This window comes from Synechococcus sp. H60.1, assembly GCF_047462335.1.
GTDB lineage: Bacteria > Cyanobacteriota > Cyanobacteriia > Thermostichales > Thermostichaceae > Thermostichus.
In genome coordinates, this window is the sequence record NZ_JANSJA010000009.1 from 1 (window position 1) to 22,664 (window position 22,664).

Genomic DNA, 22,664 nt, shown 5'->3' on the forward strand with positions numbered 1-22,664 from the left:
AATTGTGAAGCGATATATCCAGAATCAGTCAGGAGGCGCTATCCCTCCCCACCGTCTATACGGTGGGGAATCCCGCGCCTTACGTTGAACTTGGTTTCAGGCCCGCAAGGCTGAGCCCGGAGCTACTGGGCGCTGCCTCCCTCCGCTGTTGGAGGTTGATCCGGTGTTGGAGGTTGGGAAGAGGGGACAGCGGCGGATGAGTTGCCCAAAGACTGCTCCAGGGCCAGGCGCTGCTCCATCACCCGCAGAAAATAGCCCCCCATCATGGCACCCGAGAGCATCTTTGCCAAACTCTCGCGGTTGGTGACGATTTGAACGCCAAATTGGTCGGACGGCAAACTGCCCAGCAGGCTGCGGATGTTATAGCCCAGGATCTCCAGCACCTCTGGGGAAGAATTGCGGGCAATATCCTGAAAAACGCTGGGATCCTGCGACTGCAGGTATTGCCAGAGCCGGTTGTTGGGGCTAGGCGTTGGCACAGCCTCAAAGCCAGGAATGAAGTTGATTGGGCTGGACATGGAGTTACCAAGCTCCCCAAACACAGCAGGTAAAGCCCAACTGGACGGCCTGCCTGATCCCTCAGGCTCTCACCGCTCCCGCAATTTGGGCTATGCCCAACTTAGCACCTGCGCCTTGCTGCCTTCGGTACGGGATCCCACCCTTCCCAAGCGGCAAATGCCGTACCTCAGGGATCAACTGTCGGCCTGGGGAGCCCATCTGCCGGCTCCTCTTCAGCTTCTGCCGGATCCCCGATAAACGAAGCGGGCACCACCGTCACTCCTACAATGCTGTCTTCGGGATCCAGGCGCTGCACCAGCACCCCTGTTGCCTCACGAGACTGAGTGGGGATGGCCTTGGCCAACTGGCGCATGACAATGCCTCTGGCGGTTACCAACAGGATCTCGTCCTCGGCATTGACGATGCGCAGGGCAGCCAGCTCATCCGACTCCTGGCGGAACTTGGTGGCGATCACCCCCTTGCCACCCCGGTTTTGCTGGCGGAAGTGGTCGATGGCCGAGCGCTTGCCCCGCCCTTCTTTGGTGATCACCAACACCCAGGGGTTGGCCAGCCCCTCCCCCTCTCGCTCAGCGGCCATCACCGACTCGGCGAAAATGATGTCCATACTGACGATGTCGTCACCGGGGTTGAGGGTGATGGCCCGCACGCCGCGAGCAGGCCGCCCTAAGGGACGCAGTTGCTCGTCGTCGGCACGGAAGCGAATGGACATGCCTTGGCGGGTTGCCATCACTACATCGTCGCTGGAGCGGGCGCGGCGCACCCAGCGCAGCTCATCGTTTTCCTCCAGAGAAATGGCAATTAGGCCGTTGGAGCGGACGTTAGCAAAGGCGCTGAGGGCCGTTTTTTTGATGTACCCCCCACGGGTGAGCATCACCAAGTATTCGTCGTCGCTGAACTTGCTCACGGGCACCATCGAGGTAACCCGCTCTTCCCGGCTCAGGGGCAGCAACTGGACGATGGCGCTGCCACGGGCGGTGCGGCTCCCTTGAGGGATCTGGTAGGCAGGCAGAGTATAGACCATCCCCCGATCTGTGAAAAAGAGGATGGTGTCGTGGCTGCGACAGGCAAAAAACTGTTCAATGGCATCGTCGTCTTTGATGCGGGTGCCAGCCTTGCCACGGGTGGCCCGCCCCTGCACCTGAAACTCTTCGATGTCCGTGCGCTTGATGTAGCCCTGCTCCGTGAGAAAGATAACCGTCTCGCGGTTCTCGATGAGATCGGCGACCTCCAGCTCACCGTCCTCGAGGCAGAGGCGGGAGCGGCGCGGACTCCCAAAGCGGGCTTTAAGCTGCTGCAGCTCTTCGCAGATAATTTGCATCACCCGTTCCCGCCGAGTCAGAATGTCCCGCAAATCGGCAATTTGCCGCAGCAAGTCCTCGTGTTCGGCCTGGATTTTCTCCGCTTCCAGGGCGGTAAGGCGGCGCAGTTGCATTTGTAGGATGCCATCGGCCTGCGCTTCGCTTAGCCCCAGTTGGCTCTGCAGCTCAGCGCGGGCTGTGGCAGTATCAGCAGCTCCGCGGATAAGGGCAATCACCCGATCCAACTGCCCCAAAGCCACCAGGTACCCCTGCAACAGGTGATCCCGCTCCTCCGCCTTTTGTAGCTCATAGCGGGTGCGCCGCTCGATCACCTCTGCCCGAAAATCCAAGAAAGCCTGCAGGGCATCCCGCAAGGTCAGGGTGCGCGGCTCGCCGTTGAGGATGGCCAGCATGTTGACCCCGAAGTTGCTCTGCAGGGGGGTTTGCTTGTAGAGGTTGTTGAGCACCACCTGCGGTTGGGCATCCCGCTTCAGCTCAATGACTACCCGCATGCCGCTGCGGTCGCTCTCGTCACGGATGTCGGCAATGCCCTCCAGTTTTTTCTCATTGACCAACTCGGCAATTTTTTCAATCATGGCTGCCTTGTTGGTCTGGTAGGGCAGCTCGGTGATCACGATGGCGTCCCGCGCCGGTCGGCCCCGCTGCTCAATGGTCTCGATGGTGGCCACCCCCCGCAGGGTGATGGAGCCGCGCCCGGTGGTATAGGCTTCGCGGATGCCCTCCTGGCCCATGATCAGCCCGCCGGTGGGGAAATCGGGGGCCGGGATCCATTGCATTAACTCCAGGCTGGTCAGGTTGGGGTTGTGGATGAGGGCAATCAGGCCGTCCACCAGCTCTCCCAGATTGTGGGGCGGGATGTTGGTGGCCATGCCCACAGCAATCCCGGAAGAGCCGTTCAAGAGCAACTGCGGGATCCGCGCCGGCAGCACCAGCGGCTCTTGCTGGGATCCGTCGTAGTTGTCGATGAAGTCAACGGTGTTGGCGTCGATATCCTGCAGCAGGGCTTCCTGGGCAAAGGCGGTGAGGCGGCACTCGGTGTAGCGCATGGCCGCCGGCGGGTCGTTGTCGATGGAGCCGAAGTTGCCGTGCCCGTCCACCAGGCGCTCCCGCATGGAGAAGTCCTGGGCCATGCGCACCAGCGCTTCGTAAACCGCCTGATCCCCATGGGGATGGTATTTCCCAATCACATCCCCGACAACGCGGGCGCACTTGCGAAAAGGCCGATCCGCCGTCAGGCCCAGCTCGTGCATGGCGTAGAGGATGCGGCGATGCACCGGCTTCAAGCCATCCCGCGCGTCTGGCAGAGCCCTCCCGACAATCACGCTCATGGCGTATTCCAGGTAGGACTGCGTCATCTCCCGCTGCAAGTCGGTGGAGATGATGCGCGCGGTCAATTCGTTGTCGCTCATGGGATGGAGGTAGAGGTGAGGGATCCCGGTGGACTTGGGCGCGGGCAGGGTGCAAGGTCAGAAGGTTGTTGCCCGCCAACAGTCGGCAACCTAGGGCAGTAACTCAAAATCCAGGTGTTTCCAGTCTACCATTCTGGGGTAGAGTGGCTGTCGGCAGGCAGCTCTGCTTGGCAGAGAGAGTTTCCCAAACTCGGCGCCGAAAGGGGATCCCTGAAGAAACTTATAGATAGAAATCTATTCTCTAGTCTAGTCTTTATGGTAACGCTCAATGGTAGCCTACCTACATAGTGTCGAGAGCGGTGGAGCATGCTGCAGCAAGCGAAAGAAGAGCAGGCCGGCGGTAGGAGATTTCTGGATTGGCAGCGGCGGCTAAGCCTAGAAAACTGGCGTGGGGATCTCTTCGGCGGGCTGACGACGGCGATTGTCTCGCTGCCGATGGCTTTGGCCTTTGGGGTGGCTTCCGGGGCGGGGCCGGTGGCAGGTTTGTACGGGGCGGTGTGTGTGGGCTTTTTTGCCGCCCTGTTCGGCGGTACCCCCACCCTTATCTCCGAACCCACCGGGCCGATGACGGTGATGATGACGGCGGTGGTTGCCAAGGTTACCGCCAGCTATCCGGATCAGGGGTTGGGGCCAGCTTTCACCGTGGTCATGCTGGGGGGCCTGTTTCAAATTTTGTTTGGATCCCTGAAGCTGGGCAAATACATCACCCTCATGCCCTACAGCGTCATCTCCGGCTTTATGTCGGGAATTGGCTGGATCATGATTTTGCTGCAGATCCCGCCGCTGTTGGGCCACGCCAGCCAGGGGGGAGTGATCGGGTCGGTGCAGAACCTGCCGACCTACCTGCTTAACCTCAAGGTGCCGGAACTGGGGTTGGGGCTGCTGACGCTGGCCATCCTCTTTTTCTATCCCAAGCCCTGGCGACGGGCGGTGCCGCCCCAGTTGGTGGCCCTGGTGCTGGGAACGCTGGTGGCCAACTGGTTCATGGCTGACTGGGAGTTGCGGCGCATTGGCCCCATCCCCACCGGCTTGCCCCAGGTGCAATGGCCACAGTTGCCCTTTTCATCTTTGGCCAGCTTGGTGTTGGACGGGGTGGTGCTGGGCATGCTGGGCTGCATCGACACCCTCTTGACGGCGGTGATTGCCGACAACCTCACCCGCACCCGCCACGACTCTGACCAAGAGCTGATCGGGCAGGGGATCGCCAACCTGGTCTCCGGCTTCCTGGGGGGGTTGCCGGGAGCAGGGGCGACCATGGGCACGGTGGTGAACATCCAGACGGGGGGACGTACGCCCTTGGCGGGCATCACCCGCGCCCTCATCCTCTTGATGGTGGTGCTGTTTGCCGCTCCCCTCACCCAAGGGATCCCGATGGCGGTGCTGGCGGGGATCGCCTTTAAGGTGGGGGTGGATATCCTCGACTGGAGCTTCCTGAAGCGGGCCCACCGCCTCTCCCTCAAAGGGGCGGCCATCATGTACGGGGTGATGTTCATGACGGTGTTCGTGGATCTCATCGCTGCCGTGGGAGTGGGGGTGTTTGTGGCCAACTTGCTCACCATCCAGCGCTTGAGCGAGCTGCAGTCGGAAGAGGTGAAAGCCATTACCGATGCGGATGATGCGGTGGATCTCACGCCGCGGGAAAAGGAATTGCTGCGCCAGGGCCGCGGCCAGGTGCTGCTGTTTTACCTGAGCGGCCCGATGATCTTCGGGGTTTCCCAGGCCATTTCCCGCCAACACCAGGCGGTGGCTTCTTGCCAAGCTTTGGTGGTGGATCTGTCGGATGTACCGATGCTGGGGGTTTCGGCGACACTCTCTCTGGAAAATGCCATTCGTGAGGCTCTAGATCGCGGCAAGCAGGTGTGGATTGTCGGGGCCAGGAGCCGGATCCGACAGCGCTTGGAAAGCCTACGTTTGCCCTTGCCGGCAGAGCGGTTTGTGGAGAGCCGGGAGGCCGCTTTGGCCGAGGCCGTCGCCCAGTTGGGCTTGGCGGCAGAACCCAGTCCCCTGGTTTGAGCCATCCGATGAGCCCAACAATAAAGCTGTAGACTTCGTTTGCCGGATCGGGGTCGGGCCTGAGTCTATGCAATGGAAAGGTCGGGTTGCCTACTTGGCAACCCTGCATCGCAAGGAGCAAGTGGTCGCCCCCCTCTTGTCCCAACACTTGGGGATCCAGGTGCAAGTGGTACCTCTCGACACCGACCAACTGGGCACCTTCTCACGGGAGCGGCCCCGACCGGGGGATCCCATCCACACCCTACGCCTAAAGATTGAGAGAGCCCGCCAAGTTTGTCCTGCCCCCTTGCTTTTGGCCAGCGAGGGATCTTTCGGCCCCCACCCCCAGCTTCCCTGGATCCCTTGGAACCAGGAGTGGGTCATGCTCAAGGTTTTTGAACCTGACGCGGATCCCTTGGAGCTGGTGGGCTATGCAGAAAGCGTGCAAACCAATTTCAGCCACCGCTGGGTGCAGAGCTGGGCAGAAGCGCTCGACTTTGCCCGACAGGTGGGGTTCCCACAGCACGGCCTGATCGCCCTCGACCAGCCGGAAAACCCCCAACTTATCCACAAAGGGATCCAAGACGAAGCAACCCTAAAGCAGGTGGTGGAAGAGCTGCTGGCCCGCCAGGGAGGGCTGCACCTGGAAACCGATATGCGGGCCCTGTACAACCCAACCCGCCTGCAGGTGATTGCGGCAGCCACCCAAAACCTCATCGCCAAAGCCCAAAGCCTCTGCCCCGCCTGCGGCACTCCCGGCTACTGGCGCATCCGTGCGCTGCCTGGGCTGCCCTGCGGCCAGTGTGGTGCTCCCACCCCTGTAACCAAGGCGTGGGTGTATGGCTGTGCCCGCTGTTCCCACACCCACACCGAGCCTGTGGCAGAGACCTGGGCAGATCCGGCTCAGTGCGCCTTTTGTAACCCCTAGCTTCCCGGCGCCCGCTCCAACTTGCTCGATGTCTTCCAGGGCAAGGCTTGGGAGACTTTCCATAAAAAAGGGATCCGCTGCGGCGGATCCCTCCGTTGTTTTTAACCTAGGCAGGAGAGCAAGGGATTAGAAGGTGAACACTGCCCGCAGAGCGCCCACACCAATGGTCGGGTCGTTGTCCCCTGGTCTGCCCCCATTGGGGTTGCTCACAAAGTAGGCGGCGGGCGTCAGGGTAATGTACTCGTTCACTGGGAAGCTGTAGTAGACATCCACAATGAAGGGCCGAGTATCCCAAACCCCGTCGTTGTCTGTAGTCACAATCGGCTGACCGAAGACTACACCACCCTTGGCACCCTCAATGAAGAGATCCGGGAAGGCAAAACCAAGCAAGAACCCGTTGAAGTCTTCATCGCCGGGATCGATAGTGCCAGCCGGCACCACATTGGGCAGGTTATAGTCAACGTTGCCCGCCGTAAACCAGCCGGACAGGATAATGCGGGGGCTCAGCTCCCAGTTAGCAGCCACTGTAAAGGCATTGACCCGAGCCGAGGGGGTGACGTCATTCCGGCGCAGCGGACCGCGGAAAAGGCTGCTGCCGGTAGCCAGGAAACCGGGGCCGCGGCTAGCGTCCTGCAGATAGGTGGAAGCAAATTGCAAATACAGCTCCAGATTTTCCGTCGGCAGAAAGCCCAGCTCCACCGTGTGAGCACTGTCGTTACCGGTCAAACCGCTGTCACCGAAACCTCTGCCCAAGGTCTGACCGCCGCGGGTGCTGTAGGCGTAGGCCAGACGAAACTGATCGCTGAGGCGATAGCGGAAGCCAAACAGCGTGCCACTGGGCACATCTCCCGTGGAGTTGGGGAGGTCGGCAAAGTCCGAGAGGGCATCGAAGGGGACGCTGTATTGCAGGACACTGGACACCCCAGTGCCCGTGATGCCAGCGTAGATGGTGGCAGCGCGGTTAAAGGCAGGGAACTGATAGACCAACTGGGCCAGTGTGAAGGTGCCACCACCCCCCCCTTGGAAGCCAACGCCCGGATCCCCTGCGAAGAAGGTGGTTACCGCATCGCGAGCCTGCAGACGAATGCGCAGACGGTCACGCCCAGCAAAGGAAGCGTCGAAGTTCAAGCGCACCCGGTAGGGCAGGGTCATGTTCGCCTGATCCTTCTCAGCCACCACCCTGTTGTTGACCACCCGGTCGTCGGTGAGGGCGCTGCCCAGGATAGCAGTGATCACCTGGGCATTGAGCTTGGTGACTGGGTTGAAGACCTTGCCCTTCAGGTCGTTGATATCAGCCTCTGCTGCCTCGACCCGTCCCCGCAGGGCCGCCAGCTCGGCGGCAAACTCCTCTTGCAAGCGCTGCAGCGTAGCCAAGTCCTCCTTGGAAACCTTGTCGGCCAGGCCAGCGGCAATCAGCTCGTTGATGCGATCCAAGCAGGCGTTCATCCCGGCGGCAAACTCAAAACGGGTCATAGCCCGGTTGCCGCGGAAGGTGCGGTCAGGGTAGCCAGCAATACAGCCGTAGCGCTCGACCAGCGATTGCAGTGCCTGGAATGCCCAGTCAGTAGGCTGAACATCGGAAAGCTCAGAGATCGAAGTGACAGGCCCTGTAGCTTGGGCATAGGCCACTCCAGGAGTCAAGACTGCCGCTGCACCCAGGGTGCCAGCCAGCAGCGTTTTCCAGGGATTCGCGTGTTTCGCGGGCATGTTTCTCTCCTTCTTCTTTGTCCTCACACCTGTCTTGGCTGTAGCAGTGTCTTCTCAAAGTAACAAGCTGTCTAACTCGTGAGCGAGCCTGACAATTGCGGACTTTAGAAGAACATAGTACAGCCCCAGTCGATGTCGTCTACCACTTTACACACTTTTTGAGCCAGACTCAATGCGAGACCCAACGGTGGTAGATGATCCAGGCTCCACATTCATTACTCTACCTCAGGGATCCAGCCCTGGCTAGCGGGTGTATCCCAAGCTGCCAGCCTGAATGGGGATGGGCGGTACCGGACTCGAACCAGTGACATCCTGCTTGTAAGGCAGGCGCTCTACCGCTGAGCTAACCGCCCCCTCGGCTCCCTGAGTCTAGCATTTCCTGAGAGACTATTTCCCCATGCCCAGGCTCTGCGCCTTCTGGTACACCTTGCCCTCGGTCAAAAGGGAAGGGGCGATGCAGATCTCCACCTGGTGCATTTCTTTGAGGTTGGCGGCACCCAGGGTGGCCATGCTGGTGCGCAGAGCGCCCCAGAGGTTGTGGGTGCCATCATCCAGGCGGGCAGGGCCGCACAAGATCTCTTCCAGGGTGCCGGTGGATCCCACCCGAATGCGGGTGCCGCGGGGCAAAACAGGGCTGGGGGTGGCCATGCCCCAGTGAAAGCCGCGACCGGGGGCCTCCTGAGCGCGGGCTAAGGGGGATCCAATCATCACGGCGTCGGCTCCACAGGCGATGGCTTTGCAGATATCGCCGCCGGTCACCAGGCCGCCGTCAGCAATGATGGGAACGTAGGTGCCGGTTTCGGCCAAGAACTGGTCGCGGGCGGCAGCGCAGTCAGCAATGGCGGTAGCCTGGGGCACCCCTACTCCTAGCACGCCGCGGGAGGTGCAGGCAGCACCGGGGCCAATACCCACCAGCACTCCAGCCGCTCCGGCCTGCATCAGCTCCAGGGCGACGTCATAGGTGACGCAGTTGCCCAGCACCACGGGAATGGTCATGGAGCGGCAGAAGGCGGCCAGATCCAGCTTTTGCATACCCTCAGGCACTTTGTGATGGACGGAAACCACGGTGGCCTGGACGAAAAACAGATCCCCGCCTGCTTCCGCCACTAGGGGGCCGTATTGGGTAGCATGGGCGGGCACACAGCTAGCGGCGGCAATGGCGCCGGCGGCTTTGATCTGGCGGATGCGCTCTTGAATGAGCTCCGGCTTGACGGGTTCACTATAAAGGCGCTGCATCAGGGGGACGAACTCGTCTTTGCCGACCGCAGCAATCTGATCCAGCACCTCGTCGGGATCCGCGTAGCGGGTTTGGATCCCGTCCAGGTTCAGCACGCCCATCGCCCCCAGCTTGGAGAGCAAAATCGCCATCTTGACATCCACCACGCCGTCCATGGCGCTGGCAATGATGGGGATGGGCCGTTGGATCCCTCCCAAGGTGAAGTGGGTGTCCACCAAACTGGGATCCAGAGTTCGCCTGCCCGGCACCAGAGCAATCTCATCTAGCCCGTAAGCGCGTCTTGCCTGCCGGTTGCGGCCCAGTTGTACGTTCATTTGTTTCCCTTCCCTTTGACAGCAGGATCCCCTTCTCTTAATCATGCCGCCAAGAGGTGATTCGAGGCTAGCAAGAGCCCAGTTTTCCCTCCGGTTGAGCTGAATCCGCGGGAAGCCCCGCAGTGTATGGGTGAATTGTGTTGACTCAAGAGCCAATCCGTGTCGGGATGAAAGCCGTTCGTGCTGCAATTGAGAAGAACCAGTTCAATCTCTGGAGAGTTTCCCGCCGTGGGTTGCACGGTGGCAGCACGCTGAGACCTCTGTACCAACAAGTCGGTGAAGCGTAAAGCGCGTACTCTATCTATTCGCGCAGCGTGGCGTAAGCCATGGTGTGTTGACTCAACGAAGATAAGGGTCGGGAGGCGTTGGCAATGACGGGGGTAGGGGTGTGAAGATGTGCCCTTCTTGCAGACTTCCGAAGCTGTGGCAGCGCTGGGATCCCCAGCGAAAGCCGTAGAGGGCGATGTAGGCGCACATCAAGGCATCGACTTGGTCTTCATAGTTTTTGAGTTGGCGGCCCCTGAGGGAGCCCACCTCCACTTGGAGCAGGGGCTCGTGGCCGCGCAGGGCAGGGTCGGCGCTGGCCAAGGCCCGCAGATGTTGCTGGTACAGCCGCCACGCCTGTTCTCGTTGCAGCCAGGTGCGGCGGGGACGCGCCTTGTAGGGGAGGCTGCGGCTGAGGCCAAACAGGCTCACCATGGCGCTGTGGGGGAAGACTTCGGTGATCTGGCGGGCGAGGGATCCCTGCTCGATGCTGGCCTGCTCGCGAAAGCCATAACGCGAGAGGGCGTACACCAGAGCTTCCCCTCGCACTTGGCCGTTTTTTTCCAGGAGCCGGCGGTTGGCCGGGTGGGCGCCGGCGGCATAGGCGCGAAATACTCGGTTCAACTCGGCTTCGGCCCGCCGCTGGCCGCTGAGGTTGGGGACGCGCAAGGGAGCATCCACCGCCACCAGGCAGGGATCCCCTCCGGCTTGGGCTTGGATGTAGTCCACAATTTCCGGGTCGGTTTGCAGGATGCGGCTGTCCAGCAGGCGGCCCGTCAAGGCTTGGGCGTCAGGATTTTCGATCTCGACGTGCAACGTCGCCACCCCGGAGGGGTTGCGGCTTGACCAGGCCAAGTCTAGACCAATGCAGATCAACCGAGCCACACTGCCTTCCCCGGACGTTTGACCGAGGACTCACCCCCAGCCCCTCTCCCAGAGGGAGAGGGAAGTAGGGTTCCCTCGCTGTTCGACTGCCAGTAACGCCCTCGCACTGCCTCTATCCAATTTGGAACCGTCCTCTAACATCCACCTCAAAACCTAAGAAGGGATCCCGCTGAGGGGGATCCCGAAAGATCTATTCAAGGCAGTTGACTACAGACTGGCGAGGTAACAAGGTTTCTGCAGCAAGCGAGAACCCGTCTTGCCCTCACCGAACGATTAGTAGTCGTAGTCATTCATGCCGCTGCTGCTGCCTGCCGGCGTGTTGGTTTTGGGCTCCGGCTTGTCCACCACAATCGCTTCGGTGGTGAGCACCATGCTGGCAATCGAGGCGGCGTTTTGCAGGGCAGAGCGAGTGACTTTGGCCGGGTCAACGATGCCCGCTTCAAACATATCCACATAGGCGTCGTTCTGGGCGTCGTAACCCACCGTGAAGGGTTTCTCTTTCACCCGCTCCAGCACGATCGAGCCGTTCTGGCCGGCGTTCTCGGCAATGCGGCGCAGCGGAGCGCCCAGAGCGCGGGCAACCAGCATGGCCCCCACCAGCTCATCGCCAGACAGGTTGGCCTGCGCCCACTCGGTGACCACCGGCATCAGGTGCGCCAAGGTGGTACCGCCGCCGGGGACGATCCCTTCTTCCACCGCCGCCTTGGTGGCGTTGATGGCGTCCTCCAGGCGCAGCTTGCGATCCTTCATCTCGGTTTCGGTAGCCGCGCCTACTTTGATCACCGCCACACCGCCGGAGAGCTTGGCCAGACGCTCTTGCAGTTTTTCCTTGTCGTAGGTGGAGTCAGTTTCCTCAATTTGGCGACGGATTTGCTCGCAGCGGGCTTTGACAGCCGCTTCGTTGCCTTCCGCCACGATGGTGGTGTGGTCTTTGGTTACTGTGACGCGACGGGCCGAGCCGAAGGAGTCGAGACGGGCGTTCTCCAGCTTCAGGCCGCGTTCTTCGCTGATGACCTCACCGCCAGTCAGGATGGCGATGTCTTCCAGCATGGCCTTGCGGCGATCCCCAAAGCCAGGCGCTTTCACCGCTACCACGCTCAGCACGCCCCGCAGCTTGTTCACCACCAGGGTGGCCAGGGCTTCTTTCTCGATGTCTTCGGCGATGATCAGCAGCGGACGACCGGCGCGGGCCACTTGCTCCAGAACCGGCACCAGGTCTTGTACCAGGGTGATTTTCTTATCGGTAATCAGGATGTAGGGGTTTTCCAGAACCGCCTCCATCCGCTCCGTGTCGGTGACGAAGTAGGGGGAAATGTAGCCTTTGTCAAAGCGCATCCCCTCCGTCACTTCCAGCTCCGTGGTCATGGACTTGCCTTCTTCCAGGGAGATGACCCCTTCGCGGCCCACTTTGTCCATGGCCTCGGCGATCATGCGGCCCACTTCCTCATCGTTGCCGGCGGAAATGGCCGCCACCTGGGCAATGGCTTTGGAGTCTTCCACCGGGCGGGCATGTTCGGCGATCTTGTCCACCAGGAACTTCACCGCCTTGTCAATGCCGCGCTTAAGGGCAATCGGGTTGGCGCCGGCGGCTACGTTTTTCAGCCCTTCTTTGACCATGGCATGGGCCAGGACGGTGGCAGTGGTGGTGCCGTCACCAGCCGTGTCGTTGGTCTTGGAAGCCGCCTGACGAATCAAGGAGACGCCAGTGTTTTCAATATGGTCTTCCAGCTCAATTTCTTTGGCGATGGTCACCCCATCGTTAACAATTTGGGGTGCGCCAAATTTTTTCTCCAGCACAACATTGCGTCCTTTGGGGCCAAGGGTAACGGCTACGGCTTCTGCCAAAATATCCATGCCGTGTTCAAGGGCGCGACGGGCTTCTTCGCTAAAAATGATTGACTTGGCCATACTCAACCTCTCAAACGTAAATGGACTAAGGGCGATGTAGAGGATCGATCGCTGAAGGACTGAAAATTACTGAACGATTGCGAGAATATCCCGCTCAGCCAGCAGCACGTACTCATCGCTGCCCAGCTTCACTTCTGTGCCGGCGTACTTGGAGTAGAGCACTCTGTCGCCAGCTTTCAGTTCCATCGGGATCAATTTGCCCTCGTCATTGCGCTTGCCAGGCCCAACTGCGACCACTTCCCCCACTTGGGGTTTTTCTTTGGCGGTATCGGGCAAAAAGATGCCACCCGCCGTTTTTTCGTCCTGCTGGGCAATCTTGACCAGCACGCGGTCGCCTAGCGGCTTCAGCGTAGAGACGTTGAGAGTTACTGCAGCCATGACAAATATCCTCCGTAAGGCCTAAAACGCGAGGCTGAAGGGTTGTATCGAGCGCAAACCTAAGCTTCCGTAGTCGAGGTTTTAGCACTCTCGGCTTACGAGTGCTAGTCTATCAGTCGACTTTCCAGCCTGACAATAGCCCCTTTTGGCGGGATCCCCCTTTTTGCCGGGTACGGTTGGGTGCGGATCTCTCTACTTCTAGGCCTGTTGTGGGATCATGGCATGAGGTGGGCTGAACAAGCAGGTGCGGATCCCGTTGTTTCAAGTGGATGCCTTTACGGCCGTGCCTTTTAGGGGCAATCCGGCAGCGGTGTGTTTGCCGCCTCAGGAGCTGCCGGCAGCTTTGATGCAAGCGATTGCGGCGGAGAACAACTTGTCGGAGACGGCTTTTTTACTCCTCCAGGGATCCCTGGGCGATGTTCCCCTCTACGGGCTGCGCTGGTTTACTCCCACCACCGAGGTAGAACTCTGTGGGCATGCCACCTTGGCCGGTGCCTATGTGCTCTTGACCGAGATTCACCCAAAAGCTCAGGAGGTGGCCTTTTCCACCCGCAGTGGCCGGCTGCAGGTGCGGCGGCAGGGGGAGCGGCTGGCGATGGATTTTCCCGCCCAGTTCCCGGAACCCTGGCCAGAAGGCCAGGAGCAAGTGGCCGCGGCTCTGGGGATCCCACCTGTAGAGCTGTACCGCGGCAGCATGGGGGTAGCGGTGCTGGCTTCGGCACAACAGGTGCAGCAGGTGCAGCCGGAGTTGGATCGGGTTCAGACGCTGCCTGTCTCGGGGTTGATCGTCACCGCCTCTGGGGCAGAGAGGGAAGGAGAGCCGGATTTTGTCTGTCGTGTTTTTGCCCCCCAGTTGGGGATCCCGGAGGATCCCGTAACTGGCTCTGCCCAATGTCTGTTGGTGCCCTATTGGTCAGAGCGCCTAGGCCGAACTGAGCTCAGGGTGCGGCAGCTCTCGGCGCGGGGAGGCGAGCTCTGGTGCCACCATCGCGGCCCGCGGGTGGAGATTGCTGGACAAGCCGTGCTGGTAATGGCGGGAGAGTTACGGATTCCCTAGAAAAAAACACCCCGGCTGATTCCGGGGTTCTGGAAAAGTACTGGAACAGTTGGGCTAGCCCAAAAGTTCTGCCGCTTGAATGAGCTCCACTTGCTTTTTCTTGAGCACCAGCAGAAGCTGCGTGATAGCCACCGCTGCTAGGAAGGCCACCAGCCATTTCACCCGATCCGGGCTCTGCAGCACCAGATCCCGCTCTACTTGGCCAAAGCCACCTACGTTGGGGTTGTTGGTAACCGGATCCCCTTCTTTGACGCTATCGCCAATGTTAACCACCAACTCCGGCCCTGGCGGCACCACGAGGTGCTTCAGTCCGCCTTCGGTCTCGAAGCTGAGTACCCGCGTGCCTGGCAACTCGTATTCGGGCGGCACCAGGGCGGCCAGCTCAGCCGGCAGGTCGCTGAGGTCGGATTCGACGGTGGCAATGCTGGCTAGGCGGCCAGTGGCGGGAGCGCGGAAGACGTTGTTGTTGCTGAGGCTGCCATCGGGGTTGATCTGGCCACGACCGCGGTTGGCACCGATGTAGACCCGATATTTCATGAAAGCCACGGCGGGATCCTGCGCCGGGTCAGGAGCCACCACTGGGAAGACAATTTCCTGGTGCTGCTCGCCAGGCAAGGGCCCCACCAGAAGGATGTTGGGCTTCTCGTCGCTGTAGGGGGTGATGTAGGTCTCAGCCGTTTCCTGCCGCTGCTCCTCCGTCATCTCCTCCTCAGTGGCCAGGCGGAAGCCTTCCGGCAACACCACCACGGCACCCACATTCAGCCCGCCCTTGCTGCCATCCGCCAACACCTGCTGCTTGCTCAAGTCATAGGGGATCCCGACTTTGATGGTGAACACCTGGCCCGGGGTAACCGCCTGCGGCACTTCGGCACGGGTGGGCATGGCGTTCAGGTGGCAGTTGGCGCAGACAATTTTCCCCGTGGCCTCGCGGGGATTGTCGTAGGCCATCTGGGCATAGTACGGATAGGCTGCTGCCGGACGGGATCCCATCCCCAGCAACAGCAGCAGCGCACACAAGGCCAAGTAAATTCGCTTCATAAGTTCAGCTCAGAATCTCAATCAAAATTCTCGCAAGCCCTTGGGGTCAATCTCCTCAAAGCTGACAACTCATGCTCTAGCCAGGACTAGCGCAGCAACTTCTCTGGGCTTTTCCCCCACTTCTGAGCCGGCGGTAGCCCGTTACAGACTTAGACCACAAGTGTCTCTCCGGAGCCTATTCTGGTGCTTCAGGTCTCACGGAAATCAGGGCCCTGCCAGGGGCTGAAGCGAACGTTGTCGCCGTCCACTGTGGCGCTCACCAGCTCCAGGGAGCGGGGAGCCGGCCCCCGGATCACCTTGCCGTTAGCCGCGTACTGGGATCCGTGGCAGGGGCACTTGAACAAGTTTTCCCCCACGTTCCAGGGCACCACACAGCCGAGGTGGGTGCAAACCGCGTTGAGGCCGTAGTTGGCCACCGCGCCGTTGTCGATCACGATATAGGTGGGATCCCCTTTCAAGCCTTGGGCCAGCACCCGATCCGTGGCTGCGTGGGTAGCCAGCAGCTCACTGACGCTAATCGGCCTGCCGAGGGCATCCTGAGCTATCAGCCCCTCACCTGACCCACCGGAAGAGGGGGGAATGAAATACTTCACCACCGGGTAGAGGGTGCCCACCACCACCACCCCCACCGAGCCGCTGAGGAGGGCATTCAGAAAAACCCGCCGGCTCATGGGGGGCGCCTCGAAGTTGCTAACCGCTTCCGTCATAATGGCCAGTACAAACCTGAGAAGTTTTAATGTTCGTTGACAAACGACATCATCGTAACCGAGCCCCTTGGCTAATATCATTAAGAAATGCAAAGCTAAAGGAAGTGCAAGGCAAGAGGCGGCGGTTTTTCTTCTCCGGCCCAGCTCAGTCCAAACCCGATCCAAGCCAGCCTATGACGGGATCCGACTTTCAAGCTTTGCTGCGGGAGAAGTGGGGCTATTCCTACGACGTGCAACTGCGCCGCATGGGGGACAGGGTGGTTCTGTTGGTGATGTGGCGTTATCTGGAGCAGCCCTCTTTCCCTTTGAGTGAGGCCGAGTATCTGGCTCGCCTGGAGTCTGTCATGGCCCATTTACAGGCGTGGGGCCTGTGGGAAGCGGTGCAGCGAGAAATTGAGGCTACCCGTCAGAAACCCCGCATCGGCAAGGCGGTGGCCATTCCTTTGGATTTGCAAGGGGTGGGAGAACGCGCCTCCGAGTGGCTGCTGTAGTCTTCCTCGCCCCCGGCTCTTCCCTAAAGGGTAGCCACGGACAGTTTCGCCTCTATCGACGAAAACTCCAACAATCGGCTGGCTATCCAACTTCCACCAGGCCGGCCTGCAGAGCCTGCAAAAACTGGCGGGCGGTGCGACCGGAAAAGCCATTTTGCTGTTGCGCCCAGAGGAGGGCTTGGCGGCGCAAAGCTTCCCCAGAAGAGTCGAGGCCCAGTCGGCGGGCTAGGTGTTCTACGGTGGCCAGGTAGTCGGTTTGGCCGAAGGGGGCAAAGGTGAGAGTGAGGCCGAAGCGATCCCGCAGCGACAGCTTCTCCTGCACCGTATCCCAGGCGTGCACCTCTTGCTCTTGGGGAGGGGGGCGATCGCCAAAAAACTCGCGGATAAGATGGCGGCGGTTGCTGGTGGCATAGAGACGCACGTTGGGCGGCGGTGGGATGAGATCCCCTTCCAGAAGCACTTTGAGCTGCTTAAACTCGGTCTCGTCGGCCTCAAAGGAGAGATCGTCCACAAAGAGGACAAAGGGCAGCGCCTGCTGTCCCAGCTCTGCCAAGATCTGCGGCAATTGAGCCAAATCTGCTCGTCGCAGCTCCAAAAGGCGCAGCCCCTGGGGGCCGTAGCGCCGCAACAACGCCTTCACGAGGGAAGACTTGCCGGTGCCTCGCGCCCCGTAAAGCAGCACATGCAACGCCGGATCCCCCCGCAGTAGGGCTTCGGTGTTAGCGGCCAACTGCCGTTTCTGCCGTTCGTAGCCGTAGATCTCCTCCCAGTCGGGCAGATCGGGAGTGGGGATCCCTTCTAGCCCTGCCGGCCCCCAGCGAAACGCCCAATAGCGACCATAGAGCCCCACTCCCCCTTGGCGGTAGTGGGCAATTAAGGCCTCCAGGCTCTGGCCCCAATCGGCAAAAGGGCGGGGATCCCAGCCAGAGCTGCTGGGGTTTTCATCCGGCCAGGGGATCCCCAAGCCCAGCGCCTGCATCTGCTCAGCAATGGTCTTCTGGCTATCGGCCAGGATCTGCAGGCAGCGGAGATCGTGGCGGGCCGCTTGCAAAAGGGGGGCCGGGATCCCTTGGGGTTGCAGCGCCGCCCGCGAGAAGGGGTTATCGGCCCAGCGGATTTCCTGGATGAGCCACTCCCGCCAGCTCAAGCCCTGCCGGGCCAAAAGCTCAAACCAGCGCCCGTAGGCCCTCCAGCAGGGCAGGGGATCCCCGCTCATCAACTGCTGGATGAGCTCCTGCCAGGCCAGGGCCAGGGGATGGGCGCAGATTTCCCGAAACACCAGCAGCTTAGCCGCCGCTTCCGCCGCTTCTTCTAAGGGAGTCATCGCTCTAGGTACGGCTCTTAGCATTGTCTACTCTCCCAGAGGGAGAGGGGCCGGCGTTGGGTTAGCGAGCATTGTCCCGCCGGCCTAGCTCATAGAGGCCACCGCCAACACAGGCAATAAGGCCCCAGGAGACGGCCCAGCTTTTGCCCAACGAGATCTCGGTGAAAGCCACCACCACCGCTGCTGCCAACAGGAAAGGGATGACGCTGAGCAGAGAGGCCAGAGCCCCACTGGGATCCCAGGACAACTGCTTTTCCCAACCCTCCTGCAGGCGGCGGTGCAATGGCGACAACCCCCACATCAACCCCAGGCTCCAGAGGGCTGTGGCCGCCCACAACGAAGGGCGGATCGCCTCCAGTCCCCCAAATTCAACCCCCATAGCCTCCATGGCCAGCTCCCAACCCTGCCTTTCTAGGCTAGCGGGATTGGGCCCAGTCGGTGGCAGTGATGGTGGTGCCAGGAAATTGAATGGGATTGCCCAAGCTCTGGATCTGGGCTTGGAGAGCGGGCAATAGCTGCAAGTCCAGCAGCGGCTCCCGCAGGATCTCCGCCGGGATCAGATCCCGCTCCAGGGCAAAGTGAGCCGTGTGACCCGCTGCCGTGCCAATGGCCCATTCCACAGGATGCACCCGGTAAGAGGCGCTGGCAATGCGGCTGGTGGCGATGTTCTTGCTGCCAGCTAGAAGATTGTCAATGCGCTGGGGGATCAGGGCCCGCAGCGGGATCTGGTAGGGGTAGGTAGGGGCTTGGGCATCTTGGTTGTGGCTGGGGGGCAGCGAAAAATCGGGCAGCAGGCACTCGTGAAAATCAATAGGGTACTGCCCCACCCCCACCGAATCGTAGAAGATGAAGGGGCGCCCGCGGTTTAGCTCCGATTCCCGCGTGGTGATATCCGACTCGTAGATGGTGAACCCCTCCGGGTAGGCAAGGCTGGGCCGACCGAGGATGCGCCGCGACTCGCGGATGTAGGGGTACTTGGAGAGACCACTGGAAGTTCCCATCGGGCTATTGGGCCCTTTGAGGTAGCGGTAGCGCAGGTAAAAGTCCTTTTGAAAGTCAGGATCCGCCTGCTGCAGGAGAAAATCCGTCCGCCCCGCCACCAACCAGTAGAAGAAGCCTTTAGCATGTTGCTCGGCCCGCCGCAGCGCCTCTACCCGCAAGCCCCCCATCCAGCCGCCGGGATCCAGTTGCCCTGAGGCTTGCAGTTGCTCGTGGGTGAGGATGAGGTTCTTGTCTGGCCCGGTGATGCGCCAGTCGTTGCCCCAGGTCCAGTTCTGCAGGGATTGATCCCCCACCCGGATGGCCTCTTCCCCAAAGCCAAATACCTGTCCCCGGATGCGGCGGTAGGTGAAGACCAGAGCAAAGTTAAAGCGCGGCTGTTCAAAGCTGTAGTAGGGGCCGTGCAGCGGGTCGTTGTAGAACTCCGGCTTGATGGGCACCTGCGGCACAGCGGAGCGCTCGATAACAAAGGTGTAGGTAAACCCCTGGGTGCAGTAGGGATCCCTGTAGGGCTTGGAGCTGGGCTCCCAGCGGCTTTCCCCATCCGTGCCAAGGCGGTAGGGCACTCGCGCCAGGGGCAACAGCTCGCCGGTTTCGGTAGCATCGATTACTACCCAAGGTAAAGTTTTGCCCTGCCGCTGCGGCGGCGCCTCAAAGCGCAGGATCTCTTTGTCCCAGTCTGCGGTGGGCTCTAGGCGGTAAAAATCCAGCAAGTAGGTGGAGAGATCCCCCCGATTCTCTGGCTGGACGCCGGCGTGTTTGGGAATATTGCGGATGGCCTGCACACTGCGGACTTGGTAATTCTCAATCTCCACGTCCTTGACCACCGTCTCGGTAAACAGCCGCAACTGCCCCGACTGCAGGTAGGGATCCAACATCTCTCGGATGACCTGGTGGCCCACCTGGGGTGAGAAGCAGAGCACGCTCACCCAGCACTTGCCGGGGTTGGGATCACCGCCGTACTTTTCCCGCACCCGGCGGCGAAACTCTCTATAGCCCTGGGGAAAGATCTCGTTTTCCCGCTGCAAGGGCCGCTCATCCAAAGCCGAGACCCCCTGGGCGCTCACCTGGCCGCCAATCCAGTCGGTCATTTCGGTCATGCACACCTGTCGCCCCAAGCGCAGGGCATCGTAGGCCGCCGCCACCCCCCCCAGCCCGCCCCCGGCGATGAGGATCTCGCAAGGGATGCGGGTTTCCGGCAGAGGCTGGGCCAGAGCCGCCCCGGCGCCCAAGATCCCGGCCCCCAGGGCACCGCAGCCCCATCCCTTTAGGTTGAATGCCAGCTTCATCCCTGCCCCGTAACTCGGCCTGCCGGACTTTCCGGCAACTTTTATCATGGGGGAAAGCGCTGCAACTGCTCATGCCGGATCCCACCTTCGTCATCACCACACCCATCTACTACGTCAACGCTGCCCCCCATATCGGCAGCGCCTACACCACCATGGCAGCGGATGCCATCGCCCGTTACCACCGCCTGCGGGGCAAGGATGTGCTGATGGTAACGGGAACTGACGAGCACGGCCAGAAGATCCAGCGCACCGCTGAAGAGCGCGGCCTTCCGCCGCAGCAGCACTGTGACGAGATTGCCGCCCAGTTTGTAGAGCTTTGGCGGTTGCTGGATATCCGCTACGACCGCTTTATCCGCACCACTGACCCTCGCCACAAGGCCATTGTGCGGGAGTTTTTTCAGCGGGTTTGGGAGCGGGGAGATATTTTCGTTGGCCGCCAGCAGGGCTGGTACTGCGTTGCCTGCGAGGAGTTCAAGGACGAGTCAGAGCTCCTAGAAGGTGGGTTTTGCCCCCTTCACCCCAACAAGAAAGTGGAGTGGAAAGACGAAGAAAACTACTTTTTTCGCCTCTCTCGCTACCAGGAAAAACTGGAAGCCCTCTATGCGGAGCACCCGGAGTTCATTCAACCGGAAAGCCGCCGCAATGAGGTCATGAACTTTGTCAAGCAGGGCCTGCGGGACTTTTCCATCTCTCGCCCCAGCGTCTCCTGGGGGATCCCCTTCCCGGCGGATCCCAGCCAAACCCTTTACGTTTGGTTTGATGCCCTCATTAACTACCTCAGCGCCGCCTTGGATCCTCACGACGAGCCCACCCTGGAAAACGCCCTGCGCCGCTACTGGCCTGCCGACGTGCATCTAGTGGGTAAGGACATCGTCCGTTTTCATGCCATCTACTGGCCGGCCATGCTCATGTCGGCAGGGCTGCCGCTGCCTAAACAAATCTTTGGCCACGGCTTTCTCACCAAAGATGGCCTCAAGATGGGCAAAAGCCTGGGGAACACGCTGGATCCCTTTGAGCTGGTGCAACGCTACGGCGCCGATGCCGTGCGCTACTATTTCTTGACCGAAATTGAGCTGGGCAAGGATGGCGACTTTAGCGAGGGCCGCTTCATTGAGGTTCTCAATGCTGACCTCGCCAACGACCTGGGGAATCTGCTCAACCGCACCCTCAATATGCTCAAAAAATACCAGCCCGACTACCGCATTCCCCCGGTGCAGATCGCAGCGGATCACCCCCTCAAAACCCTGGTCGAGCGCCTAGCCCCGGCGGTGGCCGATGCCTACGAGCGGCTGGATCCCAGCTCCGCTGCCCGCAAAGCCCTTAGCTTGGCCCAAGCCAGCAACAAATACCTCGACGAGCAGGCTCCCTGGACGCTGCACAAGCAGGGGCAAAGCGAACAGGTGGCCCAGATCCTCTACGCCGTTTTGGAAAGCGTGCGCTGGGTGGCGGTAGCCCTTTCGCCCATTATTCCTAGCCTCAGCCTCAAGATCCTGCAGCAGATGGGGTTTCCTTTGCAGGATGTTACCCAATTGCGCTGGGATCCAGACGCCAGTTGGGGCCGGCTTCCCGCCGGGCAAGAGCCCCAACCTCCTGTGCCTGTCTTCCAGAGGATTCTCAGATAGCTCTCACGGGTTGGTGGCATCGGGTCGGGAAGGCTGCGCATTGGGGGGGGATCCCTCTGGCGTTGCCTTGCTGGCAAAAGAGCGCATATCTCCCAAGGGAATGCTTGGCGCAGCAGCAGAAAAAGGTCGACCAGCTTGGCCTGAGCGCAACTGAGGGTTACGCATGGCGGTGGGGGGAGTCTCGCTGGACAGCGCCTGCCAGGCCGCCCGTACCCCTGCCCAAAGGCTGCGGACATTGACCTGAGCGCCACGGGCTTGGTTGCGGGCCCCTTCCAGAGAGCGGTTCACCTGCTTCACCACCTGTCCGGCCCCCTTGACCCCTTCGTCGAGGCTGTCGGCGATCTCGCTCACTTCCAAGCTGGTCAGACGCAAAGCCTCCAGCGTAGGGGGCAATTCCCGCAGCAGCGTGTCGAAAAAGCGTTCCACGCTCTGGGCGGCTCGACCCAATTGAATGACGGCAGGCAGCAGGGTCAGGATCACCGCCAAGATACCCACTGCTACCAGACCTACCGAGAGGCCCAGCCAAAAGACCGGATCGCTCATCCTGCTGTCTCCTCCCGATCTCGGGCTTCTGAATCAGCTTCCTCCCGGGCGAGGGGACGCAGGTTTTGGGCTTGCATCAGCTCTTGCCGTTTCTGCAACATGGCTTCCCTGCCCACCGCCGCTGCCTGCTGCAGCCGCAGCAGGGCCTCATCCAAATTCCGTTGAGCGGCGTCGAACAACTTTTCTGCTTGATACTGCAGGCTGCCAGCCACATCTTCTGCCACTTCTGGCAGTGCCTCGGCCGATTTTTTCAACAGTCGCCGCGTCTCCCGTCCGCTGCGGGGGGCCAGGAGTAAGCCAATGACTGTGCCCACCGCCGTTCCCAACAGCAGCCCGCCAATAAACGCGCCGGTCCGGTTTTCCGCCATGCCTCGCCAGGGTTGAGGGGATGCAGGTGGCCCCCAAACCAGACTATCAAAATCTAATGCCGTGCTCTGCCGTGGGGGCGTTGAATTGGGTAAACTACCCGACTCCGACCGCTCAGCGGTACGGAGCAGGCTTTAAGCGCTACGCGCCGCTGACGCGAACGGTAGCCCTGCAGTTGGCAAGCCAACCACGGGCCTCTAGGCCGGTTTACAGCGACCCCCAAAAGGGCAATCACGTTGGCACCGTTCAAATCTGCATCCCCTTCCCAACCACAAGCTGGGTTCACACAACGAAAATGCTTCTCTTCCCGTTACCCAAGCCACAAACACCGGTGGCAGGTCTGCGAGCTGTAGGCAGGCGGCGCCACC

19 protein-coding genes, 1 tRNA gene and 1 pseudogene are annotated in these 22,664 nt (G+C 60.9%); 5 read left to right on the forward strand and 16 right to left on the reverse strand.

Annotation, left to right across the window (positions count from 1 at the left end; genetic code table 11):
- Positions 1–122: 122 nt before the first annotated feature.
- Together NW852_RS00325 and gyrA are read right to left on the reverse strand one after the other, a co-directional pair.
- A complete protein-coding gene (locus NW852_RS00325) occupies positions 123–518 on the reverse strand; it encodes a DUF760 domain-containing protein (RefSeq protein ID WP_414366210.1) in 396 nt (131 codons plus the stop codon).
- Positions 519–685: 167 nt separating this feature from the next.
- Positions 686–3,247, reverse strand: a complete 2,562-nt coding sequence (gene gyrA / locus NW852_RS00330; protein ID WP_414371006.1) for a DNA gyrase subunit A — start codon at positions 3,245–3,247, stop codon at positions 686–688.
- A 306-nt stretch (positions 3,248–3,553) separates the two neighbouring features.
- Here gyrA and NW852_RS00335 point away from each other — a divergent pair, with 306 nt between their 5' ends.
- Positions 3,554–5,260 (forward strand): SulP family inorganic anion transporter, encoded by a 1,707-nt coding sequence (locus NW852_RS00335; protein ID WP_414371008.1) that lies wholly within the window; start codon positions 3,554–3,556, stop codon positions 5,258–5,260.
- Positions 5,261–5,327: 67 nt separating this feature from the next.
- On the forward strand, positions 5,328–6,167 hold the full coding sequence (locus NW852_RS00340) for a DUF6671 family protein (protein ID WP_414371012.1): 840 nt from the start codon (positions 5,328–5,330) through the stop codon (positions 6,165–6,167).
- A gap of 126 nt (positions 6,168–6,293) precedes the next feature.
- On the opposite strand, the gene NW852_RS00345 is transcribed toward NW852_RS00340, so the two are convergent.
- From NW852_RS00345 to groES, 6 genes are all read right to left on the reverse strand, one after another.
- Positions 6,294–7,874, reverse strand: coding sequence for an iron uptake porin (locus NW852_RS00345; protein ID WP_414371014.1), 1,581 nt, complete (start codon positions 7,872–7,874; stop codon positions 6,294–6,296).
- A 281-nt stretch (positions 7,875–8,155) separates the two neighbouring features.
- Positions 8,156–8,227: transfer RNA gene (locus tag NW852_RS00350), tRNA-Val, on the reverse strand.
- Between the two features lie 34 nt (positions 8,228–8,261).
- Complete coding sequence (locus tag NW852_RS00355) at positions 8,262–9,425, reverse strand: GuaB3 family IMP dehydrogenase-related protein (RefSeq protein WP_414371016.1); 1,164 nt, start codon at positions 9,423–9,425, stop codon at positions 8,262–8,264.
- 339 nt (positions 9,426–9,764) lie between these two features.
- Positions 9,765–10,574, reverse strand: coding sequence for a DUF429 domain-containing protein (locus NW852_RS00360; RefSeq protein WP_414366223.1), 810 nt, complete (start codon positions 10,572–10,574; stop codon positions 9,765–9,767).
- A gap of 273 nt (positions 10,575–10,847) precedes the next feature.
- Complete coding sequence (gene groL / locus NW852_RS00365) at positions 10,848–12,482, reverse strand: chaperonin GroEL (RefSeq protein WP_414366006.1); 1,635 nt, start codon at positions 12,480–12,482, stop codon at positions 10,848–10,850.
- A 66-nt stretch (positions 12,483–12,548) separates the two neighbouring features.
- Entirely contained in the window at positions 12,549–12,860 is a 312-nt protein-coding gene (gene groES, locus NW852_RS00370) for a co-chaperone GroES (RefSeq protein WP_011430254.1), read from the reverse strand.
- A gap of 244 nt (positions 12,861–13,104) precedes the next feature.
- On the opposite strand from groES, the gene NW852_RS00375 reads away from it, so the two are divergent.
- Positions 13,105–13,917, forward strand: a complete 813-nt coding sequence (locus NW852_RS00375) for a PhzF family phenazine biosynthesis protein (RefSeq protein WP_414371019.1) — start codon at positions 13,105–13,107, stop codon at positions 13,915–13,917.
- Positions 13,918–13,971: 54 nt separating this feature from the next.
- Here NW852_RS00375 and NW852_RS00380 read toward each other — a convergent pair whose 3' ends face one another.
- Positions 13,972–14,955: an apocytochrome f gene (locus tag NW852_RS00380; protein WP_414371021.1), complete on the reverse strand. Its 984-nt coding sequence runs from the start codon at positions 14,953–14,955 to the stop codon at positions 13,972–13,974.
- Between the two features lie 188 nt (positions 14,956–15,143).
- Positions 15,144–15,662 (reverse strand): cytochrome b6-f complex iron-sulfur subunit, encoded by a 519-nt coding sequence (locus NW852_RS00385; RefSeq protein ID WP_414366011.1) that lies wholly within the window; start codon positions 15,660–15,662, stop codon positions 15,144–15,146.
- 173 nt (positions 15,663–15,835) lie between these two features.
- Between NW852_RS00385 and NW852_RS00390 the strand changes: the two genes are divergently transcribed.
- Complete coding sequence (locus tag NW852_RS00390; RefSeq protein ID WP_414366012.1) at positions 15,836–16,153, forward strand: DUF3067 family protein; 318 nt, start codon at positions 15,836–15,838, stop codon at positions 16,151–16,153.
- A gap of 82 nt (positions 16,154–16,235) precedes the next feature.
- On the opposite strand, the gene NW852_RS00395 is transcribed toward NW852_RS00390, so the two are convergent.
- The 3 genes from NW852_RS00395 to NW852_RS00405 form a co-directional block, all read right to left on the reverse strand.
- Positions 16,236–17,477 carry an ATP-binding protein gene (locus tag NW852_RS00395; RefSeq protein ID WP_414426378.1) on the reverse strand — a complete coding sequence of 414 codons (1,242 nt, stop codon included), beginning with the start codon at positions 17,475–17,477 and terminating at the stop codon, positions 16,236–16,238.
- A gap of 61 nt (positions 17,478–17,538) precedes the next feature.
- Entirely contained in the window at positions 17,539–17,856 is a 318-nt protein-coding gene (locus NW852_RS00400) for a hypothetical protein (RefSeq protein WP_414334789.1), read from the reverse strand.
- Between the two features lie 37 nt (positions 17,857–17,893).
- On the reverse strand, positions 17,894–19,765 hold the full coding sequence (locus tag NW852_RS00405) for an FAD-dependent oxidoreductase (protein ID WP_414371024.1): 1,872 nt from the start codon (positions 19,763–19,765) through the stop codon (positions 17,894–17,896).
- Between the two features lie 71 nt (positions 19,766–19,836).
- On the opposite strand from NW852_RS00405, the gene metG reads away from it, so the two are divergent.
- Positions 19,837–21,387: a methionine--tRNA ligase gene (gene metG / locus NW852_RS00410; RefSeq protein ID WP_414366025.1), complete on the forward strand. Its 1,551-nt coding sequence runs from the start codon at positions 19,837–19,839 to the stop codon at positions 21,385–21,387.
- Between the two features lie 3 nt (positions 21,388–21,390).
- On the opposite strand, the gene NW852_RS00415 is transcribed toward metG, so the two are convergent.
- The 3 genes and pseudogenes from NW852_RS00415 to NW852_RS00425 all read right to left on the reverse strand — a co-directional run.
- Positions 21,391–21,930 carry a hypothetical protein gene (locus NW852_RS00415; RefSeq protein ID WP_414366019.1) on the reverse strand — a complete coding sequence of 180 codons (540 nt, stop codon included), beginning with the start codon at positions 21,928–21,930 and terminating at the stop codon, positions 21,391–21,393.
- Entirely contained in the window at positions 21,927–22,298 is a 372-nt protein-coding gene (locus NW852_RS00420) for a YtxH domain-containing protein (RefSeq protein ID WP_414366021.1), read from the reverse strand. Before NW852_RS00420 ends, NW852_RS00415 begins: the two co-directional genes overlap by 4 nt.
- A gap of 53 nt (positions 22,299–22,351) precedes the next feature.
- Positions 22,352–22,664, reverse strand: a pseudogene (locus tag NW852_RS00425) (zinc ribbon domain-containing protein); the annotation flags it as partial.

Bases quoted from the DNA above. Each gene is read 5' to 3' on its own strand.
- NW852_RS00335 (WP_414371008.1), top strand. From the start codon at position 3,554: ATGCTGCAGCAAGCGAAAGAAGAGCAGGCCGGCGGTAGGAGATTTCTG.
- NW852_RS00415 (WP_414366019.1), bottom strand. From the start codon at position 21,930: ATGAGCGATCCGGTCTTTTGGCTGGGCCTCTCGGTAGGTCTGGTAGCA.
- NW852_RS00390 (WP_414366012.1), top strand. From the start codon at position 15,836: ATGACGGGATCCGACTTTCAAGCTTTGCTGCGGGAGAAGTGGGGCTAT.
- NW852_RS00325 (WP_414366210.1), bottom strand. From the start codon at position 518: ATGTCCAGCCCAATCAACTTCATTCCTGGCTTTGAGGCTGTGCCAACG.
- NW852_RS00355 (WP_414371016.1), bottom strand. From the start codon at position 9,425: ATGAACGTACAACTGGGCCGCAACCGGCAGGCAAGACGCGCTTACGGG.
- NW852_RS00345 (WP_414371014.1), bottom strand. From the start codon at position 7,874: ATGCCCGCGAAACACGCGAATCCCTGGAAAACGCTGCTGGCTGGCACC.
- NW852_RS00380 (WP_414371021.1), bottom strand. From the start codon at position 14,955: ATGAAGCGAATTTACTTGGCCTTGTGTGCGCTGCTGCTGTTGCTGGGG.
- NW852_RS00340 (WP_414371012.1), top strand. From the start codon at position 5,328: ATGCAATGGAAAGGTCGGGTTGCCTACTTGGCAACCCTGCATCGCAAG.
- NW852_RS00420 (WP_414366021.1), bottom strand. From the start codon at position 22,298: ATGGCGGAAAACCGGACCGGCGCGTTTATTGGCGGGCTGCTGTTGGGA.
- NW852_RS00400 (WP_414334789.1), bottom strand. From the start codon at position 17,856: ATGGGGGTTGAATTTGGGGGACTGGAGGCGATCCGCCCTTCGTTGTGG.
- NW852_RS00395 (WP_414426378.1), bottom strand. From the start codon at position 17,477: ATGACTCCCTTAGAAGAAGCGGCGGAAGCGGCGGCTAAGCTGCTGGTG.
- metG (WP_414366025.1), top strand. From the start codon at position 19,837: ATGCCGGATCCCACCTTCGTCATCACCACACCCATCTACTACGTCAAC.
- groES (WP_011430254.1), bottom strand. From the start codon at position 12,860: ATGGCTGCAGTAACTCTCAACGTCTCTACGCTGAAGCCGCTAGGCGAC.
- gyrA (WP_414371006.1), bottom strand. From the start codon at position 3,247: ATGAGCGACAACGAATTGACCGCGCGCATCATCTCCACCGACTTGCAG.
- NW852_RS00405 (WP_414371024.1), bottom strand. From the start codon at position 19,765: ATGAAGCTGGCATTCAACCTAAAGGGATGGGGCTGCGGTGCCCTGGGG.
- NW852_RS00385 (WP_414366011.1), bottom strand. From the start codon at position 15,662: ATGACGGAAGCGGTTAGCAACTTCGAGGCGCCCCCCATGAGCCGGCGG.
- groL (WP_414366006.1), bottom strand. From the start codon at position 12,482: ATGGCCAAGTCAATCATTTTTAGCGAAGAAGCCCGTCGCGCCCTTGAA.